General features: G+C 58.9%; 19 protein-coding genes and 1 other RNA gene. 9 read left to right on the forward strand and 11 right to left on the reverse strand.

All coding sequences use genetic code 11. The features are described 5' to 3' along the window. Positions 1–7: 7 nt before the first annotated feature. Positions 8–322 carry an AzlD family protein gene (locus tag AC07U5_RS06060; protein WP_062426543.1) on the reverse strand — a complete coding sequence of 105 codons (315 nt, stop codon included), beginning with the start codon at positions 320–322 and terminating at the stop codon, positions 8–10. After that, positions 319–1,035 (reverse strand): AzlC family ABC transporter permease, encoded by a 717-nt coding sequence (locus AC07U5_RS06065; protein WP_494722543.1) that lies wholly within the window; start codon positions 1,033–1,035, stop codon positions 319–321. Before AC07U5_RS06065 ends, AC07U5_RS06060 begins: the two co-directional genes overlap by 4 nt. 198 nt (positions 1,036–1,233) lie before the next feature. On the opposite strand from AC07U5_RS06065, the gene AC07U5_RS06070 reads away from it, so the two are divergent. Next, entirely contained in the window at positions 1,234–1,482 is a 249-nt protein-coding gene (locus AC07U5_RS06070; protein ID WP_494722544.1) for a DUF2164 domain-containing protein, read from the forward strand. Between the two features lie 277 nt (positions 1,483–1,759). On the opposite strand, the gene pncA is transcribed toward AC07U5_RS06070, so the two are convergent. Then, positions 1,760–2,386 carry a bifunctional nicotinamidase/pyrazinamidase gene (gene pncA, locus AC07U5_RS06075; RefSeq protein ID WP_494722545.1) on the reverse strand — a complete coding sequence of 209 codons (627 nt, stop codon included), beginning with the start codon at positions 2,384–2,386 and terminating at the stop codon, positions 1,760–1,762. Positions 2,387–2,810: 424 nt separating this feature from the next. Between pncA and AC07U5_RS06080 the strand changes: the two genes are divergently transcribed. Next, positions 2,811–4,088, forward strand: coding sequence for a DUF2778 domain-containing protein (locus AC07U5_RS06080; RefSeq protein ID WP_494722546.1), 1,278 nt, complete (start codon positions 2,811–2,813; stop codon positions 4,086–4,088). 15 nt (positions 4,089–4,103) lie between these two features. On the opposite strand, the gene AC07U5_RS06085 is transcribed toward AC07U5_RS06080, so the two are convergent. The 4 genes from AC07U5_RS06085 to AC07U5_RS06100 all read right to left on the reverse strand — a co-directional run bounded on the left by AC07U5_RS06085 (position 4,104) and on the right by AC07U5_RS06100 (position 8,890). After that, on the reverse strand, positions 4,104–4,526 hold the full coding sequence (locus AC07U5_RS06085) for a DMT family transporter (RefSeq protein ID WP_062598572.1): 423 nt from the start codon (positions 4,524–4,526) through the stop codon (positions 4,104–4,106). Next, a complete protein-coding gene (locus tag AC07U5_RS06090) occupies positions 4,523–4,996 on the reverse strand; it encodes a DMT family transporter (protein ID WP_111846941.1) in 474 nt (157 codons plus the stop codon). Before AC07U5_RS06090 ends, AC07U5_RS06085 begins: the two co-directional genes overlap by 4 nt. A 323-nt stretch (positions 4,997–5,319) precedes the next feature. After that, complete coding sequence (locus tag AC07U5_RS06095) at positions 5,320–6,228, reverse strand: glycosyltransferase family 25 protein (protein WP_494722547.1); 909 nt, start codon at positions 6,226–6,228, stop codon at positions 5,320–5,322. Positions 6,229–6,415: 187 nt separating this feature from the next. Further along, positions 6,416–8,890 (reverse strand): ATP-dependent helicase, encoded by a 2,475-nt coding sequence (locus AC07U5_RS06100; RefSeq protein WP_494722548.1) that lies wholly within the window; start codon positions 8,888–8,890, stop codon positions 6,416–6,418. Between the two features lie 365 nt (positions 8,891–9,255). Between AC07U5_RS06100 and AC07U5_RS06105 the strand changes: the two genes are divergently transcribed. The 4 genes from AC07U5_RS06105 (at position 9,256) to AC07U5_RS06120 (ending at position 18,903) form a co-directional block, all read left to right on the forward strand. After that, on the forward strand, positions 9,256–10,407 hold the full coding sequence (locus AC07U5_RS06105) for an efflux RND transporter periplasmic adaptor subunit (protein ID WP_494722549.1): 1,152 nt from the start codon (positions 9,256–9,258) through the stop codon (positions 10,405–10,407). Further along, positions 10,404–13,568, forward strand: a complete 3,165-nt coding sequence (locus tag AC07U5_RS06110) for an efflux RND transporter permease subunit (RefSeq protein WP_494722550.1) — start codon at positions 10,404–10,406, stop codon at positions 13,566–13,568. The genes AC07U5_RS06105 and AC07U5_RS06110 overlap by 4 nt, the downstream gene beginning before the upstream one ends. A 122-nt stretch (positions 13,569–13,690) precedes the next feature. Next, positions 13,691–15,100, forward strand: a complete 1,410-nt coding sequence (locus AC07U5_RS06115) for an FAD-binding oxidoreductase (RefSeq protein ID WP_494722551.1) — start codon at positions 13,691–13,693, stop codon at positions 15,098–15,100. Between the two features lie 95 nt (positions 15,101–15,195). Continuing rightward, positions 15,196–18,903, forward strand: coding sequence for an AsmA family protein (locus tag AC07U5_RS06120; protein WP_494722552.1), 3,708 nt, complete (start codon positions 15,196–15,198; stop codon positions 18,901–18,903). Between the two features lie 48 nt (positions 18,904–18,951). Here the strand turns inward: AC07U5_RS06120 and AC07U5_RS06125 are convergent, their stop codons facing one another. The 4 genes from AC07U5_RS06125 to ssrA form a co-directional block, all read right to left on the reverse strand. Continuing rightward, positions 18,952–19,164, reverse strand: a complete 213-nt coding sequence (locus AC07U5_RS06125) for a ribbon-helix-helix domain-containing protein (protein WP_062426641.1) — start codon at positions 19,162–19,164, stop codon at positions 18,952–18,954. 478 nt (positions 19,165–19,642) lie between these two features. Next, positions 19,643–19,840: a DUF4169 family protein gene (locus AC07U5_RS06130; RefSeq protein ID WP_062426553.1), complete on the reverse strand. Its 198-nt coding sequence runs from the start codon at positions 19,838–19,840 to the stop codon at positions 19,643–19,645. Between the two features lie 48 nt (positions 19,841–19,888). Next, positions 19,889–20,398: an SspB family protein gene (locus AC07U5_RS06135; protein WP_062426554.1), complete on the reverse strand. Its 510-nt coding sequence runs from the start codon at positions 20,396–20,398 to the stop codon at positions 19,889–19,891. Between the two features lie 190 nt (positions 20,399–20,588). Further along, positions 20,589–20,961, reverse strand: a transfer-messenger RNA (tmRNA) gene (ssrA, locus tag AC07U5_RS06140). A gap of 134 nt (positions 20,962–21,095) precedes the next feature. Between ssrA and AC07U5_RS06145 the strand changes: the two genes are divergently transcribed. From AC07U5_RS06145 to AC07U5_RS06155, 3 genes are all read left to right on the forward strand, one after another. Next, positions 21,096–21,404 carry a DUF2853 family protein gene (locus AC07U5_RS06145; protein ID WP_062426642.1) on the forward strand — a complete coding sequence of 103 codons (309 nt, stop codon included), beginning with the start codon at positions 21,096–21,098 and terminating at the stop codon, positions 21,402–21,404. Positions 21,405–21,495: 91 nt separating this feature from the next. Continuing rightward, positions 21,496–22,290 carry a thymidylate synthase gene (locus AC07U5_RS06150; RefSeq protein WP_062426556.1) on the forward strand — a complete coding sequence of 265 codons (795 nt, stop codon included), beginning with the start codon at positions 21,496–21,498 and terminating at the stop codon, positions 22,288–22,290. Then, the gene (locus tag AC07U5_RS06155; protein WP_494722553.1) at positions 22,287–22,814 is read left to right on the forward strand and encodes a dihydrofolate reductase; all 528 of its coding nucleotides are present in this window, start codon (positions 22,287–22,289) and stop codon (positions 22,812–22,814) included. The genes AC07U5_RS06150 and AC07U5_RS06155 overlap by 4 nt, the downstream gene beginning before the upstream one ends. Positions 22,815–22,876 lie beyond the last annotated feature (62 nt).

The following is a 22,876-nucleotide window of genomic DNA, read 5'->3' on the forward strand; positions in this document are numbered from 1 at the left end:
TTTCAATTCATGAGAGCTGAAAATGCCGGAGCGCCACGACCAGCGCCCAGCCGGCGAAGAGCATGATCAGGCCGGGGAAGCGCAGACCGACGATTAGCGCCACGATCAAGCCGAGCTTCACATCATATCCGCCTTCGAAAAAGGCGGGTGCGACGAGCGTCGTCAGAACGGCGACGGGGACAGCATTCAACCCAGCTTCCACGCGCGGCGGGATGGATTTCATCCGCGTCATCAGCACGTAACCGCCGACGCGGGTGAGGTAGGTCGCAACAGCACCGGCAACGATGATGATGAGTGTCTGGAGGTGGAAGAACTCGCTCATGGGGTCTGCACCTCGGGCTCTTCGATGGTTTCACTTTTCGCGGGCGGCAGGATGACGGCGATGATGATGCCGGTCATCGCGCCGATGCTGACATGCCAGGGCGAGCCAACGAAGTGGAAGGAAGCGATCGCGCCGACGGCGCTTGCCAGCATGACAGGGTAGAAGCTGTTGCGCTTGCGAAAGCCGAGCACCATGCCCATGAAATAGATCGGCAGCAGCACGTCGAAGCCAAGCGCTTTTGGATCGCCGACGAGATTGCCGAGCGAGGCGCCGACGACGGTGGAGATCATCCACAGCGCATAGACGACGAAGGCGTAGCCCATATAGAGCGAATAGCGCACCTCGCCATGCATTTCCTTCTGCCGGACGGATTCGGCAAATTGCGGGTCGACCAGGAAGAAGAAGCCGATGGCTTTGCGGACAAAGGACCATTCCGGAACGATGCGGACCATGGCGGCGGAATAGAGCACATGCCGGAAGTTGACGGCAAAGATCGACAGCACCACGAGCCATGCCGGCAGATTTTGATTGAAAAGCTCGATGCCGACCAACTGGCTGGCCCCGGCATAGATGATGCCGCTCATCAGCGTCGCTTCATAAATGGTCATGCCATTGTCGATGGCGACGGCGCCAAATAGCGCGCCGAAGGGCAAGACGGCAAGAGCAACGGGGAGGCCAAGGCGGATGCCCGACCTGAAGGGTGACTGTGTCATGGGGTAGCCGGTCCTGTACCGGAGAACATGGGATGTTCGTCTCCTACAGTCTCGGGCGTATGCGCACAAACAAAAATAAGGAATAGCTTGATTGATTTATTTGAAGCTTGGCCTACCTTTCCACCTCTTGTTCTGCCGCATATCGTTGTCGCACAGTCGCTTTATGCTTTGCACGACCGGCGAGAGGAGGGCCGCATCTTGGAACTGAAAATCGACAAGCAGCAGAAAGCAGGGCTGGCCAAGGCATTCCAGGATTATCTGGTGAATGAGCTGGATGTCGATGTCAGCGGGCTGCAATGCGAGATGTTGCTGGACCACGTGGCGGAGGTGATCGGTCCGGCATTCTACAATCAGGGACTACGGGACGCGCAAGCAGTGATCTCACGTCGAATGGACGACGCAGCGGCTGATATCGACGTGCTGGAGCAGCCATTGAACGGCCGCTGAAGGGGGTAGAGCGTTTCCTTGCTAAATAGAAACGTTCTGCCGGAGCAGGTTTTCGTCAGGGCAAAGGCGATTGGCGAAGGGCATACCCAAAGGTACGGTCGAGCCGATCGCCTTTGAGCCTGGCGGAAAGATGCCCGGCCCTTTGGGTTGGTTGAAACGGGCCACCTGCTTGCCCGGACGGCTTGGCCGTATGATTTGGCTACGGCACGCGCCGCCCGGACAATCAGTCGATCCCGTTTGAACCAACAGAACTGCTTCTATTTAGCAAGGAAACGCTCTAAGCTTTCAGAATATCGCTGCTGTTGACCACCGCAATGCCCTTGGCGCGCATGGCGGCAATGGCGGCCTTGATGCCTTCCGGGTCGATGCCGCGGCTGGCATCTTCGATGAAGCGCACTTTCACATCCGGCAGCATGTCGCGCGCATCGAGTGCGGAGAAACTGACGCAGTAATCCGTTGCAAGCCCGCAGATGTCGAGAACGGTTACGCCCTGGCGATTGAGGTAATCGGCAAGGCCCGTTGTTGCCGACTGATCATTGTCGCGAAAGGCTGAGTAGCTATCGACGGCTGGGTTCTCTCCCTTTTGCTGGACGTGATCGAAGGCTTGAGTATTGAGATCCGGATGGAAGTCCGCATCCGGCGTTTCCTGAACGCAGTGATCCGGCCACATGATCTGCGGCTTGCCCGACAGTTCGCCCATCTCGAAGGGCTGCTTACCGGGGTGTTGAGATGCGAAGCTGCCATGATTGGCCGGGTGCCAATCCTGCGAGGCGACGATCAGGTCGTAGCCGCCATTTTCGATCAGCGCATTGGCAATCGGCACGATCTTGTCGCCATCGGCCACGGGAAGATTTCCGCCGGGGCAAAAGCCGTTCTGGATGTCGATCAGCAGCAGCGCCTTCATTTGTCGTTCCTTCAAGTCGATTGCTTGTGGCGGAGCTTAGAAGGTTTTCGTCAAAATGAAAACGACGGGATGACCGGGGTCGCCCTCATCGCCGCATTTTAGGCAAAGTCGAAAGATACAGGCTTTGCCCAGAAGAGGGGACCCCGACTCAGCCATATGTGTGCTGCACGGACAGCCTTGCTCTTCGGTTTCGACGCCCGGAAAACAATGGGGCGCGAACATCGGATCTTACCTGCATGAACATGGCTTGCGCTTTTAGGGACAGCGTTTTCAGGGGACTCGTAAAGACTTTGGTTACCATAATTCGGCATGCTTCGAACCTGTTCGCTTCGAGGATGGTGCGATTCGCATCTGACGATCGAGGCCAACGCCAAGTCGCCGGCGACAAGCCGGTTTTGCGTAAACGGTTCGAGTAACGAGTATCATGGCGTCATCAGTCGTGACCTATCAGGGCGTGCCCATGCGCGGTGCAGCCCATGCAAAAAAACGTGCTGGCCTGTCGTCAGGCGGCCTCTCCGCTCTTCTGGGCGGCGGGATCCTTGCCAGTGTCTGCGCTGTGGCGGCTTTCGCTTCGCTTCATGGTATGGCGCAAGCGTCGCATGGCACTCAACGTTTTGACAAGATGCTGCTGGCTCAGCTGGATCGGCCCGTGAGCGAGGCGCCCGATGACGTGCAGCCAACCATTCACGTCCATAAGTTCTCGCGCCTTTCGGCCAATCCCGAAGGCCACCAGAAGATGACGCGCTTGGCAGCAGAGCACCACCTCAATGCCAAGCTCTTTGCAGCGCGCTTCGGCACGGCAGCGGCCATCGACGCTCAGGGCCAGGCGACGGTCACGGAACTGGCAGCGCTTCGCCCGTCGGCAATCGTCGATTCAGCGCTTGGACGCGGGCCTGAGACCGCCATGCTGGAACCACAGGAAGCAAAAGAGCATCCTGCGTTTGAAGCCGCGCTCGGTCGCCCGCAGGCGAAGGCCGATGAAGAGATCGATCTTCTGCCGGAAACCGTCCCGCTCCCGAATTTCCGCCCTGAGATCGCAAAAGCTTTCGAGGTCGAGCCAACACCGCGTCCTGCCAGCCCATCTGTCGTAGAGAAGGAGATCGCTGCGCAAGCGACCGTTCCGACGCCCGCCAAATCACCGGTGCAGCAGCCTGCGACATCCACGATGGTTGCCTTCGCGCGGCCCGACAATCCGATGCGCGAAACGAAAATGGACGCCGTCGTTCCGTGGCCGGATCGCGGTAATGGCACCGCCATCTATGATATTTCTGCAGGTGTCGTGCATCTTCCAAGCGGCGAGAAGCTTGAGGCCCATTCGGGTATCGGCAAGATGCGTGACAATCCCGATTTCGTGCACGTCAAGATGCGCGGTGCGACGCCACCGTCAAGCTATCGCCTGACCATGCGCGAATCGCTCTTCCACGGCGTGGAAGCCATTCGCCTGACGCCGGAAAGCGGCGTCAATCCCCATGGCCGTAACGGACTTTTGGCGCATACCTATATGCTGGCGAAGCGCGGTGAATCGAATGGCTGCGTCGTCTTCAAGGAATATCCAAAGTTCCTGGCAGCCTTCAAGCGCGGTGAGGTCAAGCGTCTCATCGTCGTGCCGAAGCTGAACGGTCGTCCGTCCGCTGTTGCAGCCAGCAGCGGTGGAAAGAGCGGCGGCAAGACATTGTTCGGCAGCCTGTTCGGCAAGAGCTGAGGTCGCGGACCAGATTTAACGGCGGCGTTGGGTCAGTACCATGCCGCCGAGAATGAAGATCACGCCGAGCGCAGTCGCCCAGATTTTCGGCGGCTGGTCGCTAAAGAAATCCAGGACGACACCTGAGACCATCTGGCCGCTGATGACGAGGAGTGCCGTGTTGACGGCACCGATGCGCGCGATCAGCCAGCTGCCGGAGGCGATGAAGACAACGCCGATCGGCCCGCCGATAAAGGCGTACCATGGCGCATCGCCCGCACCTGGCGGGAAAAGACCACCAATCACCAGTCCCACCAGCGTCAGCACGACCAATCCGACAAAGTGATTCCAGAAGGATGCAGTCAGCGGTGACGTGGACAGGCTGAGGCGGCCATTGATCTGGCGGCTGAGCGAAACGAAGACGCCGCCGACAAAGGCCATTGCGATCCAGACGATCATGTCGCTCTCCCCACCAGAATGATGAGAGCGCTGCCGCCGAGGATGAGGGCGATTGCGAGAATGTCCTGTCCCTGTGGCCGGCGCTTGGGAAAGCCGAACAGGCCCCAGAAATCCGCCGCTAGGCTGAAAATCACCTGCCCAGCCAGTCCAAGGGCGATCGTGCCGGAAAGTGCAAGAGGCGAATTCACCGCCGTGGAGGTCAGCATGACAAGGACAGCGCCGATCATCCCGCCCATATAGGCCCAGAGGGGTGCCTTGGGTTTTGCCGGCTGTCCCGGCTCCGGTTTGCGGTAGAGCAGCCCCATGACGATGATTGCCGCGACCGTTCCTGTGGCGTGAGCCGTCCAGGAGGAAAACAGCGCATTGCCATAATGGGCGAGCATTCCGTTGAAATGCACCATCAAAGTCAAAAGACCGCCGCTGGCGAAAGCGGCCGCCAGGTGAAGCGGATTGGAACGTGTCGGCGTCATGGGAAACTTTGTCTGTTTGAGATGGCCCTGAAGAAGTCATCTGGCTTTAGAACCTTACGGCGCAAAAACAAAACGAAATGCGTTGATGGGTTCGGCCATTCGCAGTGATGGGTGAGGCATCACCACAGCGCCACGCGTCCATTTCTACACACAAGGGACGCTTCATCTCTTTTGAGACGACGCGTCGTGCTTCCGATGTTTTAGGGAACAAAATCAGCGCAAAGTTGTTGTTTGCGCATGAAGAAAACGACACGCAAACCACTGAGCCGGATGACGATCTTCGTCATCTCGATCTTTATCATCGCCGCTATTGTTGCCGCAGTTTACCTGATCGGGTTTACGCCGGGCGAGACGACCGCGTGAACCGGTGCCGGGTCGTAGGAGGCCGGGTGGGCCGGCACTGATGTGCCCGAAGAATCACTCTTCCTCTTTGCAGCTGGCAGTGCTCGCGGCGTGCGCATATTTCCCGCATAGCCCAAAAGGAGCCTCGCCCCTCTGAACACGAAGCGGGTCACCTCCAGGTATGCGCGGAAGGACAGGACGGTGAAGTACCGCCAGCGGGGCAGCTTGTAAGCGCGAGCGACGCTTTGAATAGAACTGGTGTTGTCTGCATCCTGAGAGGCGCAGAGAGGATATATGAAGGCTGACTTGAGGCCCGCCAGATATTCCAGATCGTAGGCGATATCGTATGCCAGCCGCATCGGGACCAGCTTCTCCGCGATCCACTTGGCCGCTTTGCGATTGACGATATAGGCACCCGAGCCTTTTTCGCGCGTCAGTGCGATGCTCAACGAGCGATCAGCCGTCAGCTTGCGGAAGGCATGTTTTTTCCCGTGGCTGACTGTCGATAGCCGCAGAATATCCCAATCGTTTCGATAATCGATTGCCGCCTCTATCGATTCCATGAAACCCTGCCTGAAGACCACGTCGTCCTCGAGGATCAGCGCAAACTCGGCATCGCTTCGCAGCAGTCGGCGTGCGCATTCCACGTGGCTCAGATAACAGCCAATTTCCGGCGGACAGGTCCGGCGGCCGTGCATGAGCTTGTAGGAAAGCTCGCTGAATGCCGGGATCGGAAATGTCAGGGCTCTGCCATCCACCGCTTCGACACGCTCTGCCGTGAGCCCGATGGCAGAGAGCTTGTCGACCATGGCCTGCTTGCGTTGCTGTGCATTGGCCATGTTGATGAGGTAAACTGCAAGTATTGAATTAGAATTCTCGAATATATGCAATTTAACCTCAGGAGGACGACTCTGCGAAACCATGTGGTTATTGCCGAGAATCGCCCCGAGGGAAATAGTCGAAGCCGTCAGTTACTCAAAAATACGAGGTGAAAACTTAGGGGCCAGCGCGCCTTTTTTGGGCGCATGAGGCACGCTTATCTTCTTTAAGCTGGCGAGGCTTCTTTATGTTTGGGAATCAGGCCTTTTCGACGAAGCCGTCGAGCACGCGTTTCTGGCCTGCTCGGTCGAAATCGATCGTCAGCTTGTTGCCTTCGACGGTCGCGACATTGCCGTTCCCGAACTTGATATGGAAGACGCGATCTCCGACCGCAAATTTCGAGGGCGCGTCGGCCACCGACTTCGCGACCAGTTCTCCATCGATGGTTCGGGCACGCGGACCGCTCTCACCATAACCGATCCGCTCTACCGCATGTCCTGACCGGCTGCCCCAGTTGTCGCGCGTCGCATCGGAGCGGTTGGCTTGAGCGCGCTTCCAGCCGGGCGTGGTGTAATTATTGGCAAAGGGTTCGGCCTTGTCGAAGCGGGACTGGCCGTAGCCGCCGCGACCGCCATAGCCACCATAACTGCTTTCTGATGCCGTGACTTCGACATGGGATGCCGGCAGCTCATCCAGGAAGCGTGAGGGCAGGGTGGATTGCCAGAGACCGTGTATACGGCGGTTGGAGACGAACCAGATGTGGCAGCGGCGCTTGGCGCGGGTAATGCCGACATAGGCAAGGCGTCGTTCTTCCTCCAGACCGGAGCGTCCGCCTTCGTCCAAAGAGCGCTGATGTGGGAACAGACCTTCTTCCCATCCGGGCAGGAAGACGGTTTCGAATTCCAGGCCCTTGGCGGAGTGCAGCGTCATGATCGAGACGGCATCGAGCTCTTCATTCTGCTCGGCATCCATGACGAGCGCCACATGCTCCAGGAAGCCGCGCATGCTCTCGAAGGAGTCCATCGAGCGAATGAGTTCCTTCAGGTTTTCCAGGCGTCCCGGCGCTTCTGCGGTCTTGTCGGCCTGCCACATGGCGGTGTAGCCGCTTTCATCCAGGATCTGTTCTGCAAGCACCGTGTGTTCGGTGTTTTCCAGTAGCCCTTGCCAACGGCGAAAATCCTGCACCACATCGAAGAGCGCCCTGCGCGCCTTGGGCTTCAGCTCGTCCGTCTCGATAATATCGGCGGCGGCCGCCAGCATGGGGATATCGCGGGCGCGGGCATAGTCATGCAGCGTGCGAATGGTCGTGTCGCCAAGCCCGCGCTTCGGCGTGTTGACGATGCGCTCGAAGGCCAGATCGTCGGCCGGTTGGCAGACGAGGCGGAAATAGGCCATGGCATCGCGGATTTCCATGCGCTCATAGAAGCGTGGGCCGCCGATGACGCGGTAGTTGAGACCTAGCGTGACGAAGCGATCTTCGAATTCGCGCATCTGGAACGAGGCACGCACGAGGATCGCCATGTCGTTGAGATTGTGCTTCGTGTTGCGTTGAAGCGCCTCGATCTCTTCGCCGACGGCACGGGCTTCCTCTTCGGAATCCCACGCAGCATGCACCACGACCTTTTCGTCGTTCGGGTCGACGCGATCGGTGAAGAGTGTTTTGCCCAAGCGACCTTCATTATGGGCGATCAGATGACCGGCGGCGCCCAGAATATGCTCGGTGGAGCGATAGTTGCGCTCGAGCTTGATGACCTTGGCACCGGGAAAATCCTTGTCGAAGCGCAGGATATTGTCCACTTCGGCACCGCGCCAGCCATAGATGGACTGATCGTCGTCGCCAACGCAGCAGACGTTCTGCGGCTCGCCCTTCGCGCGCTGCGCCAGAAGCCGTAGCCACATATATTGGCAGGTGTTGGTATCCTGATACTCGTCCACCAGAATGTAGCGGAAGCGCTGGTGATAATCCTTGAGGATATCGCCATGGCGGCGGAATATGGTGATTGGGTGCAGCAGAAGATCGCCGAAATCGCAGGCATTCAGCGTCTTCAGTCTTGCCTGATAGGCTGCATAAAGCTCGCGGCCCTTGCCATTGGCAAAGGCGCGGCTATCGCCTTCAGGAATATCGGGCGGTGTCAGGCCCTTGTTCTTCCAGTTGTCGATCATCCCGGCGAACTGCTTGGCCGGCCAGCGCTTGTCATCCAGACCTTCGGACTGGATCAACTGCTTGATGAGCCGCACCACGTCATCGGTATCGAGAATCGTGAAGTCCGATTTCAGCCCGACGAGTTCGGCGTGCCGACGCAGAAGCTTCACGCCGATGGAGTGGAAGGTGCCAAGCCATGGCATGCCTTCGACCGCGCCGCCGACGAGGACGCCGATACGTTCCTTCATTTCGCGCGCCGCCTTGTTGGTGAAGGTCACGGCGAGGATCTGGCTTGGATAGGCTTTGTTGGTTGCGAGAATGTGGGCGATACGTGTCGTCAGCACGCGGGTCTTGCCCGTGCCGGCACCGGCAAGAACCAGCACTGGACCATCCACCGTTTCGACCGCCTCCCGCTGCTCCGGATTGAGGCCGGAGAGATAATCGGGCGTGCCACGTGCCTGATCACGCGCCGCCATGGCGCGCGCGGCAATGCCCAGGCCACCGGGGGCGGGAGCTGCGTTTGGGGCCAGACGGCGCGGCTCGTTTGGTTCTTCGTCGAAGAACGGCATATCGTCGAAACTATTGCTCATGCGGCTCAATGTAGTGATTCGGGATATAAACGCTAGAACGTCGTTCTGCTTTTATTCCCGTATTCACGGTGATCGCGACCAATAGAAGGCGAAATGCCGGTTTTATGCATGCTCGCGACCTCGCGGGACAGGCGCGTCCGATGCTGAGCCGAGGACGGCTTCGAAGCGGAATTACAACTGCCGATAAAGTATATCGTCGATTTTTCGATGTCTTGCCGCAAAATTTTCGCAAATTACAATTCGGTAAGAAACGAAATGTTGCGTTGCGTTGTTAAGCAGCAGCAAAGATACTGCCCCAAATCATTCGCCTGCCCGTCCGCGCTGCGGCACGGCTGCGGTTGTGGATGGATCACACGGAGAATTGCATGCGGGTTTGGAAGCAGGTTGGTGTCAGTCTGGCGGTCGTCGGGGCTGGTTTCTTTTTGTGGGCGTTCAATTCGTCCACAGGGCAGAACCTGCTGGCGAAGGCTGGCATCGTCACGACGGGAGAGCCTGCCGCAAACAATGCCGCAAGTGCTTCGTCCAGACCTGCAGGCCAAGGTGGCGGGGGCGGGCGCAGCAATGCCACGCTCGTGATGACCGCGCCTGCCAAGACCGGCACAGTTAACGATCGCCTCAATGCCATCGGCAACGGTGAGGCGATCCAGACCGTCGTCGTGACACCTCAGGCGTCCGGATTGATTTCCGAGATCCTCGTGTCGTCCGGTCAGAAGGTGAAGAAGGGCGATGTGCTGGCGAGGCTTGATGATGACGAGCAACTGATCGAGCGCGACAAGGCGCAGGTCGCGCTCAAAAGTGCGGTCGAAAAATCGTCCTCCTATAAAAATCTTCAGTCGGTGGCCCGTCTCGATGTTCTCGACGCGCAGATTGCCGAAGAGTCGGCCAAGCTTGCGGTCAGCACGGCCGAACTCAATCTGAAACGGCGCAATATCGTCGCGCCGATCGACGGCATTGCCGGCATCGTCGCCATTAATGTCGGCGATAATGCAACGACACAGACCAGCATCGTCAGCATCGATGATCGCTCTAAGATCCTCGTCAACTTCTGGGCACCGGAACGATTTGCCACGGCGATCAAGGTCGGCATGCCGGTGGAAGCGACCTCGATTGCCCGCCCGGGTGAGACCTTTACAGGCGAGGTGGAGGCGGTCGACAATCGCGTGGACGAAGCAAGCCGCACCGTTCGTGTGCGCGCCGTTTTCGATAACGCCAAGGATGAGCTGCGCGCCGGCATGTCGTTCAGCGTCACCATGAAGTTCGAAGGCGAAACCTATCCATCGGTCGATCCGCTGGCCGTGCAGTGGGACGCCGACGGTTCGTATGTGTGGCGCGTGAAGGACAACAAGTCGAACAAGGTCCGCGTTCAGGTGGTGCAGCGCAACCCTGACGCTGTTCTGGTGAAGGCCGAGCTTTCACCCAATGACCCCCTGGTAACGGAAGGTCTGCAGCGCGTGCGTGAAGGCGGCGCTGTGCGCATCGGCAACGAACCGAAAGCACCGGAGGTCGCCAGCCAATGAGCGGTTCATCAACTGGACAGACGCCGCCCGCAGGGCAGGACTCGAAGCTTGCTTTTACCGCGCTCTTCGTAAGACGGCCGATCCTTGCCGCGGTGATCAACACGTTGCTCGTGGTCGCGGGTCTCGCGGCCCTTGTCGGCGTAGAGGTCCGTGAATTGCCGGATGTGGACCGTCCGGTCATCTCCGTGCGCACGACCTATGACGGTGCGTCGCCGCAGACGATCGACCAGGAGGTGACGCAGACGATCGAAGGTGCTGTCGCCCGTGTCAGCGGGGTCAAGTCCATCTCGTCGGCCTCGCAGTTCGGTACCAGCCGTGTAACGCTGGAGTTTGGCGACAATATCGATCTCGCGGTTGCCGCCAATGATGTGCGCGACGCGATCGGACGCGTCACCAATCAGATGCCGGAAGATGCCGATGAACCGCAGATCATCAAGGCCGATTCCGACAGCCAGCCGATCATGCGTCTTGCTGTCACATCCTCCACGCTCAGCATGGAAGACCTGACCAAGCTTGTCGAGGATGAGGTCGTCGACCGCCTGGCTGCCGTCGACGGCGTTGCCGATGTGGAGCTTTACGGCGACCAGGAGAAGGTGTTCCGGATCGATCTCGATCAGGCAGCACTTGCAAGCCGCGGTCTCACCGTAACCGATGTCTCCAATGCGCTGGCAACCGCAGCACTGGATGTTCCGGCGGGCTCGCTGAAAAGCTCCACGCAGGACATCGTGGTGCGCGCGACAGCCAATCTCACAACGCCTGCCGAATTTGAAAATCTGCTGATCAAGGACAAGGTGCGTCTTCGCGATGTGGCGAGCGTGCAGCTTGGTGCCGATGATGAAAGCACGTCCCTGCGTTCCAACGGCGTGCAGGGCGTTGGCCTTGGCGTGATCCGTCAGGCACAGTCCAACACGTTGAACATTTCGACCGGCGTCAAGGCAGCTGTCGATGCGATGACGCCGAACCTGCCAGAGGGCACACGGATCGTTGTCACCAGCGACGACGCTGTCTTCATCGAAGGCGCGCTTCACGAGGTGGAACTGGCGCTTGGTCTTTCTGCGCTGATCGTCGTTGTGGTTCTCTATCTCTTCCTGCGCGACTGGCGCGCTACGCTTATTCCAGCCATCACCATGCCGGTCGCGCTGATTGGCACGCTGGTTGCCATCTATATGGTTGGCTTTTCCATCAACATTCTGACGCTGCTTGCCATCGTGCTGGCGACGGGTCTTGTGGTGGATGATGCGATCGTGGTTCTGGAAAACATCGTGCGCCGCAGAGCCGAAGGGATGGGGCCGCGTGCCGCCGCCGTGCTTGGTACGCAAGAGGTGTTCTTCGCAGTTCTCGCGACAACCGCGACGCTCGCCGCTGTCTTCATTCCGCTGTCCTTCCTGCCCGGCCAGTTGGGCGGCCTGTTCCGTGAGTTTGGCTTCGTGCTGGCCTTTGCCGTTGGCTTGTCCTCGATTGTGGCGTTGACGCTCTGCCCTATGCTCGCGTCACGCATGTTGAAGAAGACTGTGGAGCATAAGACCGGCCCGCTTGCCTGGTTTGGCAATCTCTTTGCCAGCACCTACAAGAACACGCTGTCGAGCTGTCTTAACAATCCGCTGATCGTTATCGTCGTGTCGATCGCCTTTGCAGGCGTCTCCTGGGTCGCCTTCGGCATGGTGCAGAACGAATTGACGCCGCGCGAGGACCGCTCGTCGATCTTCCTGCGGGTGACTGCGCCGCAGGGCGTCAGCCTGGAATATACGCGCGACCAGCTGCAGCGGATCGAAGAGAATCTGATGCCGCTGCGCGAAAGCGGGGAAATCCGTAACGTCTATTCAATCACCGGGATGAATGGCTCGTCCAATACCGGCTTCATGGTGCTGACGCTGGCACCATGGGCGGATCGTGATCGCACGCAGAACCAGATCGCTCAGGATATCAATGCCGCCGCACAAAAGGTGCCGGCGCTTCGCGGCACGGCGCAGCAGCCGAACAGCCTGCGCATTCGCGGCGCAGGCAATGGTCTCAGCATGGCGATGGTCGGCTCCAACTATCAGGCGCTGACCGAGTCCACGCAGAAGCTGCTGTTGTCGATGGAAGAAACCGGCATGTTCGACACGCCGCGCTTCGATAATGAGCCGAACCAGGCGCAGCTTTCCGTCTCCATCGATCGCGAGCGGGCATCCGATCTCGGCATCGACATCACCGGCCTGTCGCGCGCCATGCAGTCGCTTCTCGAAGGCCGCTCCATCGTCGACGTCTTTGTGAATGGTGACGCGATCCCTGTCAGGCTTCTTGCCTCCACCCGGCCGATCAACGATCCGACGGATCTTGAGAACATTTTCTTGAAGACAGACGATGGCAAGATCGTGCCGATGTCGGTGATCGCGTCGCTGAAGGAAAATGCGGTCTCGCCGCAGCTGAACCGCGAGCAGCAGCTGCCATCGGTTGGCTTCTCCGCCAACCTGCGCGAAGGTGTTTCGCTCGGTGATGCGGTCGCCAAGGTCAATGAACTGGCGGGCCAGATCATGCCATCCGGTGCGCGGCTGATCCCGCTCGGTGAAGCCGCCACGCTTCAGGAAAATTCCAGCGGCATGTTGCTGACCTTCGGCTTTGCCATTGCGATCATCTTCCTAGTGCTGGCAGCGCAGTTCGAAAGTGTCCTGAGCTCGCTGATCATCATGACGACGGTGCCGCTCGGTCTTGCCTGCGCGGTGATCGCGCTGCTCGTTACCGGATCAAGCCTCAATGTCTATAGTCAGATCGGTCTTGTGCTTCTGGTCGGTGTGATGGCGAAGAACGGCATTCTGATCGTGGAATTCGCCAACCATCTGCGTGATCAGGGCGCGAGCGTACGCGAAGCCATCGAGAAGGCTTGCAGCATTCGCCTTCGCCCGGTGATGATGACGATGATCGCCACCATTCTCGGCGGTGTGCCGCTGGTGCTGGCACAGGGTGCGGGTGCTGAAGCCCGTATCGCGCTGGGTTGGGTCATCGTCGGTGGTCTCGGCTTTGCGACGCTGGTGACGCTCTACATCACCCCGGTTTCGTACCTGCTCCTGGCACGCTTCGCCAAGCCGCAGGCGGATGAGGAAATTCGTCTGCATCGCGAACTGGAGACCGCCATTCGCCGCCGCGCCCTGGAGGAGGAAAAGCCACTTCTCGCCGCGGAATGATTTGGCGTCAAACACCGGACAGTCGCAAAGCCCGCGCTGGACAAAGTGAGAGCCTTGTCACATACCACGCCGTGGCCCGCGCGCGACGCGGGCTAAAAACTTGCAGCGTGGTGGAGCATGTCATGGCTTTGAAGGATGTCGTATCGGGAACACGAAACGAGGCTGGCATTGCCGCTGTTCTGACGATGCTGAAGCGCGATCTCGGCGAAAAATTCCAGACGGGCCAGTCTTTCCGCGAACAGCACGCCCACACCACGACCTATCTGACGACCCAGCTTCCCGATGGTGTTGCCTTCGTTGAAACCGCCGATGACGTGAAGACGGTGGTGAAGGCCTGCGCGGAGCACAAGGTGCCGGTCATTCCCTTCGGCATAGGTTCTTCGCTGGAGGGCCAGGTCAACGCGCCATCCGGTGGCATTTCCATCGATTTCAGCCGGATGAACCGCATCATCGAGGTCAATGCCGAGGATTTGGACGTGACGGTGGAGCCCGGTGTCAACCGCGAGCAGCTGAACACCTATCTGCGCGATACCGGGCTTTTCTTTCCGATCGATCCGGGCGCCAATGCGTCGATTGGCGGAATGGCATCGACGCGCGCATCCGGCACGAACGCGGTGCGCTATGGGACGATGAAGGATAATGTTCTGGCCGTTACCGCTGTCACTGCCAATGGTGAGGAAATCCGTACCGGCAGGCGCGCGCGCAAATCCTCTGCCGGCTACGATCTGACTCGGCTTTTCGTCGGTGCGGAGGGCACACTCGGTGTGCTCACATCCGTTACGCTTCGTCTTCAGGGCATTCCGGAGAAGATCGCCGGCGGCGTCTGCACTTTCGAAACGATCAAGGCCGCCTGCGATGCGGTGATCATGACCATCCAGATCGGTATTCCGGTGGCTCGTATCGAGCTGCTGGACGAGGTCCAGATCCGTGCCTGCAACGCTTATTCCGGTCTGGGATATGAGGAGAAGCCGACGCTCTTCGTCGAATTTCACGGGACGGAAGAAACGACTGCGCTGCAATCGCAGCAATTCGCCGAAATCGTCGCCGAGTTTGGCAGCACGGATTTCAAATGGACCGGTGACGCGCAGGAGCGCAACAAGCTGTGGAAAGCCCGCCATGATGCCTATTGGGCATCGCGTGCGCTGGCGCCGCATCTCGACGGCCTTTCGACCGATGTTTGCGTTCCGATCTCCCGCCTTGCCGATTGCGTCGTGGAAACGCAGCGCGACATCATGGAAAACAACATGCTGGCGCCGATCGTCGGGCATGCGGGGGATGGCAACTTCCATGTTCTCGTGCTTTTCGACGGCAAGGATCCAGAGAGCGTGGCGAAAACCGAAGCCTTTGTGGCGCGCCTCAATCGTCGTGCGCTGTCCATGGATGGTACCTGCACCGGAGAGCACGGTGTGGGGCAGGGGAAGATGAGTTTTCTGGAAGAAGAGGCCGGTCCTGCACTCGATACGATGCGCGCCATCAAGCGGTCTCTTGATCCGGATAATATTTTCAATCCTGGCAAGCTCTTTCGTCTTTGATCTGGTTAGAGAGCAAAGGGCTTTCGACCAAATGATGCTTGCCCTAGGGCGAAAAACCGCTAGTTTTCAGCGGTGATTATGGGAGACGACGGGTCGTGCTCGGACGCATATTGGTTTTTCTGGGCGGACTGCTGGTTGTGGCGCTCTTCGCGGCGCTTCTGATTCCCTATTTCATCGACTGGACCGACTTTCGTCGCGACTTCGAAGATCAGGCAAGCCGCATTCTGGGCAAGAAGGTGGTGGTCCACGGACCGGTCGAAGCCCGGCTTCTGCCGTTTCCATCGGTGACGCTGCATGATGTGAGAGCAGGCACCGACGCCGATGGTTCGCCACTCATTCAGGTGGCACGTTTTTCCATGGATGCCGAACTCGCGCCGTTTCTTTCAGGAGAAGCGCGCATCTTCGACATGCGTATCGAAGAGCCAAAAGCGAAAATCCGGCTGCTGAAGGATGGCACGCTGGACTGGATGCGTGGCGGTCGCGTCGAGATCCCCGCCCGCACCGTGGTGCTCGAAAGCGTCAACATTGAAGATGGGCAGATCGAGTTCATCGACGAGCAATCTGGTCGTAACCGCACCATCACCGGGCTGAATGCGGCGATGTCGGCAAAATCACTGGCTGGACCATGGCGGGCGGAAGGCCGGGCCGCGATTGATGGCCACGCCGGATCGTTCTCGCTTTCAAGCGGCGAGCCGGACCCGACGGTCGGCCGCATGGGACTTCGCCTGCGGCTGCAGCCGGATGAGTATCCCGTCGAGATCGATCTCGATGGCGGCATTGGCGCGACGGCTGGTCGTCCTGTCTATAGCGGCTCCTTCGCCTTCAATTTCCGCCGTGACGACAATCAACAGCAAAAAGCGCAGCAGAAGCAGGATCAGTCGATCTTCTCGGCGCCGCGCACACGCGGCAGCTTTGAACTGACCAACGGGCGCCTGCGTATTCCCAGCTACCGTATGGAGCTGGGCGCTATCGACAATCCCTATATCGTCACCGGCGAAGCCACGCTCGATACGGGTGCGGCGCCCGAATTCCTGCTGACCGCCGACGGACAGCAGATCGATTTCAACCGCTTGACGCCGGTTCCGGTCCCGTCCAGCGGCAAGACATCCCGTGTACCGACAGTGTCGGTGCGCCAGCGTATCGAGGCTTTTGCCGATCTGATTGCACGCATTCCGGTGCCGCAGGTGCCGGGTAAGGCCAGTATCAGTCTGCCCGCACTCATCTCCGACGACACGACCATTCGCGATATTCGGCTTGATGTACGACCGGATGGGGCAGGGTGGCAGGTGGTGAACGCCGTTGCCGTGCTGCCAGGTCGCACACAGTTCGAGGCCAAGGGCTCGCTGACGCTGACGGACGGCCCCGCCTTTAACGGCGATCTTCTGGTGGCCTCCAACCAGCCGTCCGGCCTTGCCAATTGGCTGACGGGCAGCGTCGATCCGGCCATTCGCCAGCTCAACGCTGCCGGCTTCTCATCCAAGGTCTCGCTGACGACCAAGGCGCAGCGCTTCAACGATCTCGAACTTGCCATCGGTCGGGCATCTTTGCGCGGCAGCCTGCTGCGTCAGACGACGGATAAGGGGGCAAGCATCGATGTCGATCTTGCCGGCGACGAGATCGATCTCGACGCGCTGAAAGCGCTTGGGAGCCTTGTTCTTGGCGATCCGAATGGCGCATCCGTCTTCGATGAGCGCATCGCCGCGAAATTCAAGGCCGACCGCTTCAATATGGCGGGTGTGACGGCGAACAAGGTGGAGACCGCCTTTACGGTGTCGGACGGCGTTCTCTCCCTCGATACGATGACGGCTGGCGATATTGCCGGTGCCGAGGTGCATGCCAAGGGACAGTTGCAAGGCACTCTGCTGAAATATGGCGGCAAGGGCACCATCAATCTGCGCGCCGCAGACATGCAGCCGGTGCTTGAACTGATCCGGCAGAAACTGCCACACCATCCGCTGCTGGATCGTCTGGTGAGAAGCGCGCCCTGGTACGCCAATTCGGATGTTACCGTTGATCTTTCCGTCTATAGCAACAGTGGTGGCGCCAATGCCGCCGTCTCCGGCACGATCAATGGCAGCCGTCTGTCGGCAGTTGCCAAGTTGCCGGACTTCTTCTCGATCACGGACGATACCGCGCTGACGCTGGAAGCGGTTCTCAAGAACCAGTCGACTGCGATTCTCTTCGGCCAGGCGGGGCTTGATCCGCTGCCCTTTGATGCGGACGGCGAAGGTCTGCTTTCGGTCAAGCTCAATGGCAGCCTCGGCTCCGCGATGCAGACGGATTTCCGCTTCTCGACGGAACGCACCCATTTTACCGCCGGCGGCAGCTTTTCACTTGCGCCCGAGACCTTCGGTGAAGGCAGCGCCGATCTCGCGCTCGAAAGCGCGGATATCGAGCCTTACCTTATCATGAACGCCGTTGGCTTGCCGCAGCTCGGTGGCGGGATGTCGACCAAGGCAAATGCCAAGCTTTCCGTCGACAAGGAAAAGGCCACCTTTGCCAATCTGACTGGCCAGGCCGGCGGCAACGCCTTTTCCGGCAATGTCGCACTATCGCGCGCCGCACCCTACAAGGTGACGGGCGATGTCTCGCTTGCGAGCGTCGATATGGCGTGGCTGGGTGACGCCATGTATGGACCGGTCATTGATCCGGAAAGTGGCGGGCTGAACGCCAAGCCGGTCGCGCTTCCGTCCTTCCCGAAGATCGAGGCGGCACTGTCCGTCAAGGCGGCGAAATTCGAGGTCGGCCCTTTCGGCACCGTTACCGGATCGTCCTTCTCGATGACCCATGGAAACGGCACGCTGTCGCTCGATAACATCGCGGGCGACTGGATGGGCGGCAAACTGTCCGGAAGAATGGCGATGGCGACGGGCGAGGGGGCTGGAATCTTCCGCACCAAGCTTGCCATCTCCGGGGCCAATCCGGAAGGCATCATCTGGAAGAGCGGCAACAGCCCGGTGGCAACGGGTCGCTATGCGGCTGATCTGACGGCGGAAGCAACCGGCAAGAGTGTCCGCGAATTGCTGACATCCGCCAGCGGCTCAGGTGAAATCCGCACCAATGATCTGGTTCTGCGCGGCATCAACCCGAATGCCTTCCAGCCCTGGCTTCAGGCGGCTGCTAGCCTGCAGGGCAATATCGACGCGGCAAAAGTTCGTCCATTGGTGGATCAGCAACTCTGGCAGGGCGACGTTGCGCTGGGTCAGATCTCCATGCCTTTCACCATCAGCGATGGCAGCCTGAAGATGCAGAATGTCACGGCATCCACAGACCAGTTGTCCCTCAAAGGCGATCTGTCGCTGAACATTGCCGACGAAACACTGACCGGAGGTCTTGAGCTCGACTACAAGCCGGGCATCGAGGAGCTTGCCGGTGCCACGCCTTCCATCCGGCTGAACTATGTCGGTCCTCTGGCGCAGCCAGCTTTGACGACAGATGTTTCCGGTCTCACCGGCTATCTCTCTCTTCGCGCCTTCGAAAAGGAGCGCCGCCGTGTGGAAGCGCTACAGGCGAGCGTGCTGGAAAAACAGCGACTGCGACGCGAGGTTGCGCTTTATCGCTTCCAGGCGGCGGAGCGGCAGGCGGCAAAAGAACGGGCAGAGGCGGAAGAAAGAGCAAGAAAGGCGGAGGAGGAACGGCTGAGGGCTTTGGCGCAGGAGCGTCTGCAGGCAGAGAAGGAGCAGCAGGAGCGGTTGCAGCGCCAGCAGCAAACACCTGAGGCAACACCGACGCTCAGAGTTCCGCCGACGCAGGATGTGATCAGGCAGTTCTCCGATCCGTCGAACGCATCCCCACCTCAATAAGCGTTTAACGCTTGCTGCCATTTGTGTTGGGCAAAGTGGGTGGATCGACTACTTCTGACTCTTGAGCCAGATCAGCACATAGACCCTCAGCGCCGATGACAGGTTGCTGCTTTCCGATCTGTTGTCGTCTATCTCCGCCAACAGGGACGCGAAGCTCATCTTCCGCTTTTCCGCAATCGCGCGGAGTTCGTCCCAAAACGCATCCTCCAATGAGATGCTTGTGCGGTGACCATGAAGAGTCGTGGAGTGCTTGCGTATCAAGGTCGCTGCTTTCCAAGCCGATTCAAGAGGGTGCCAATCTGATTCATTTTCTGCCTGCAAGTCCATGAAATGTATAGGAGCTTGCGTTCGATAACGTTGTTATGTGTCCTCGGTTCCACCACTTCTCATCCAGGATGGGCGATATCGAAAGACAGGCCGAAAAAAAGTCCGATGCCGTCGACACGATCCGGAATGTCGGGTGGGATGCGTGCTTTGGTGTGTGGTGAGAAGCTCGGCCCCGTGCGCGCTCTAGCAGAAAGCACCAGAGCTTCGCGATCAAGAGGGCAGGCAGCATACTGCCTTCAATGAACCAGGTGCTTAAAGCGCCTTGCGTTTCTGCATCGACGCATCGTGCCTTCCGAAAATCGAATCCGATTTTCGGGCCGATGCTGTGAACCCGAGTTCGAGAACTGAATGCGGCAAAGCTTTTGGAGGGAGGTTGCCGTGAGGTGGTAGGCGATGATCTTGGCGGCTGGCCCTATTCGGACTCGCCATCCTGACGATCGAGCTTGCCCTGATCGAGCTGGCGCTCAGCCTTGTCATTCAAGGCTGTCGTCAGAGACTTTTCCGATTTCGTTCTGCCAAATGACAGGCGGTTTTGCTCCGCCTGTTTTTCCTTTTCGGAGCGCGCCTTTTGCTTGCGAAACTGGCGCAGGTTGACGACATCACCCGTCATGAGGCCCTCTCATTGGTCAGCACCGCGTTGAGGACAGCGCCAGACGCCTTACTTGTTCTTGCGGAAAGCATCCAGGGAGACGACCGAGCCGGCCTTCTTTTCTTCGTCCGTCTTCTTCTCTTCAGAAGGCTGAACCTTGGCTTCAGCGGGTGCAGGATAGGCGGTGATTTCCGCTTCCTGAACTTCTTCCTCTTCGGCCAAAGGCACGTCGAATTCGAGTTCGAAGTTCACCGACGGGTCGTAGAATCCACGGATGGCGTTGAAGGGGATGACGAGCTTTTCAGGCGTGTCGGAGAAGGACAGGCCGATCTCGAAAAGGGTCTCGGTCACCTTCAGATCCCAGAACTGATGCTGAATGACGATCGTCATCTGCTCGGCATATTTCGCCTTGAGATGCTGCGAAATCCGCACACCCGGCGCGCCGGTGAGGAACGTGATGAAGAAGTGGTGATCGCCCGGCAGCCGGCCAGTGGCCGCAACCTCGCTCAGAACCTTGCGGATAACGCCGCGAAGGGCATCCTGTGCGAGAATGTCGTAACGGATATGATCCTGCCCCATACGGTCCTGTCTTTCCTTATTCGAACGTCTTTTACCTGAGTATACGCAATGTCTTAGTGCGCAGCAACGAAAAAGCCTTCATCGCCTGCAGCATGTTTTAGCCTTCAACCGCGGCAAATATATGCGCGATCTCAAGCGTACCAGAAGCGAGTCAGGCGCACCATATAGCGAATTTCAAGAGAGGGGAGAAGGTGGAGGTTTCTGTTGCCAGGTACCTCCGAACCCCGCCTTACGGGGCTAACCGTAAGGACTTAGAGCGGAATTCCCGCACCGCCATTAGGCAGCGAGAGCGTATTCCTTAGCGTTGTTGTCATTTGCAACTACACTTGTGACCCGATAACGGCGGTATCATGCCGAGCAAAAGTTCGATCTTTACGCCCTTGTCGATCCTATTTCGCCCCCATCAAAAGCCGGCCTTTTCTCAAGAAGCCGCCGGTTTTTGGTGGAGGCGCCGGGTACCGCCCCCGGGTCCAATAGGTTTATTCCATCGACCGTTTATCGCCATAGCCGGATTTGCATCCGGCAAAGGTCATATAGGCATTTCCGCGCGCTGAGGAAAGAGGCCTTGTGACATTTCGGTAAAGGACTGACCTGCAGACGGTTGCATGAGATTCTTGACGCGGTTGCAGGCTTGGAACATCTTCTCCCTGAAGTGGCCGTGGATACGATCCGGCTGCTCAACATGGAGGATGAGGACATGACGGACTATCTTGCAGATGTGAAGAAGTACGATGCCGATGCCGATGAAGGTGTGGTGAACAAGATCGTCAAATATTTGGGTATTGCGCTTCGCAATCGCGACTCGGCGCTGGTGTCGTCGTCGGACCCGGAGGAGCTTGCGCGGGTCAAGAGCGGATGGTGCGCCAAGAAGCTCGGCGTCGATGGCGCGGAGGCGGATGCAGCGATCGACGCAACCGCCAAGGCGATGGCGGCAGACCGCAGCAAATCCCGTGTGACCTTCTACTACCTCGTGGCCAAGCATCTCGGAAAGCTTGATACGGTCTAGGCGCAAAAGTTGTGACGAACCGAGTCCATCGATTGGTTCCGCTGCCGGGAAGGGGTATAACAACCCCATAGAGACTCGGTGGCGGAACGACATGAAGCAATATCTCGATCTTCTTCGGCATGTGATGGAAACGGGCAGCGATCGTGGCGATCGCACCGGTACGGGCACCCGCTCTGTCTTCGGCTACCAGATGCGTTTCGATCTCTCAGAAGGCTTCCCGGTGCTGACCACCAAGAAGCTTCATCTCCGCTCCATCATCCATGAGCTGCTGTGGTTCCTCAAGGGCGACACCAACATTGCCTATCTCAAGGAACACGGCGTGACCATCTGGGACGAGTGGGCGGATGAGAAGGGCGATCTCGGGCCTGTCTACGGCGCGCAGTGGCGCTCATGGCCCGCACCGGATGGTCGCCATATCGACCAGATTCAGCTTTTGATCGAAGGCCTGAAGACCAATCCCAATTCGCGCCGTCACATCGTTTCGGCATGGAATCCGGCGCTGGTGGACGAGATGGCGCTTCCGCCATGCCACTGCCTGTTCCAGTTCTATGTTTCGGATGGCAAGCTCTCCTGCCAGCTCTACCAGCGCTCGGCCGATATCTTCCTTGGCGTGCCGTTCAACATTGCCTCCTACGCCCTGTTGACGCTGATGGTGGCGCAGGTCACGGGTTTGAAGCCTGGTGATTTTGTCCATACGCTGGGTGACGCGCATATCTATGCGAACCACTTCGAGCAGGCAAAGTTGCAGATGACGCGGACGCCGAAGGCCTTGCCGACCATGCGGCTCAATCCGGACGTGCGGGATCTGTTTGCCTTTAAGTTCGAAGACTTTACGCTGGAGAACTACGAAGCCGATTCAAGCATCAAGGCGCCGATTGCGGTATGAGTGAACCCCGCATCATTCTGATCGCTGCCGTGTCCTGCAACAATGTTATCGGGCGCGAGCTGGACATGCCCTGGAAGCTGTCTTCCGATCTCAAGCGCTTCAAGGCTGAGACCATGGGCAAGCCGATGATCATGGGGCGCAAGACGTTTCTCTCCGTCGGCGAGCGGCCGTTGCCCGGTCGTCCACATATCATCATCAGCCGCAACCCGGATTATCGCCCTGACGGCGTGGAGGTCGTTTCCTCGCTTGAGGAAGCGCTGTCTCGAGCAAAATCCAAAGCTCGAGAGCTTGGTGTGGAAGCGGTTTATGTGGCCGGTGGGGGCGAGATTTACCGCCAGGCCATGCCCTTCGCCGATCAACTTTCCGTCACCCATTTGGAGGTCGAACTGGATGGCGACACGTTTTTCCCGGAAATCGATCCAGCCGTTTTTGAGAAAACCGACGAAACTGCCCTGCCAGCCGGGGAAAAGGACGATTACGCCGTGCGTTTCGCAACCTATCAGCGGCGCGGTGCGGCAAAGTGAACTATTTGGGTCTATCTGGTACTAAGTTACCGCCCCTGCGTTGAAACAGACGCTTCGCCTTC

This window comes from Agrobacterium sp. GW821-FHT02D03 (assembly GCF_059421725.1).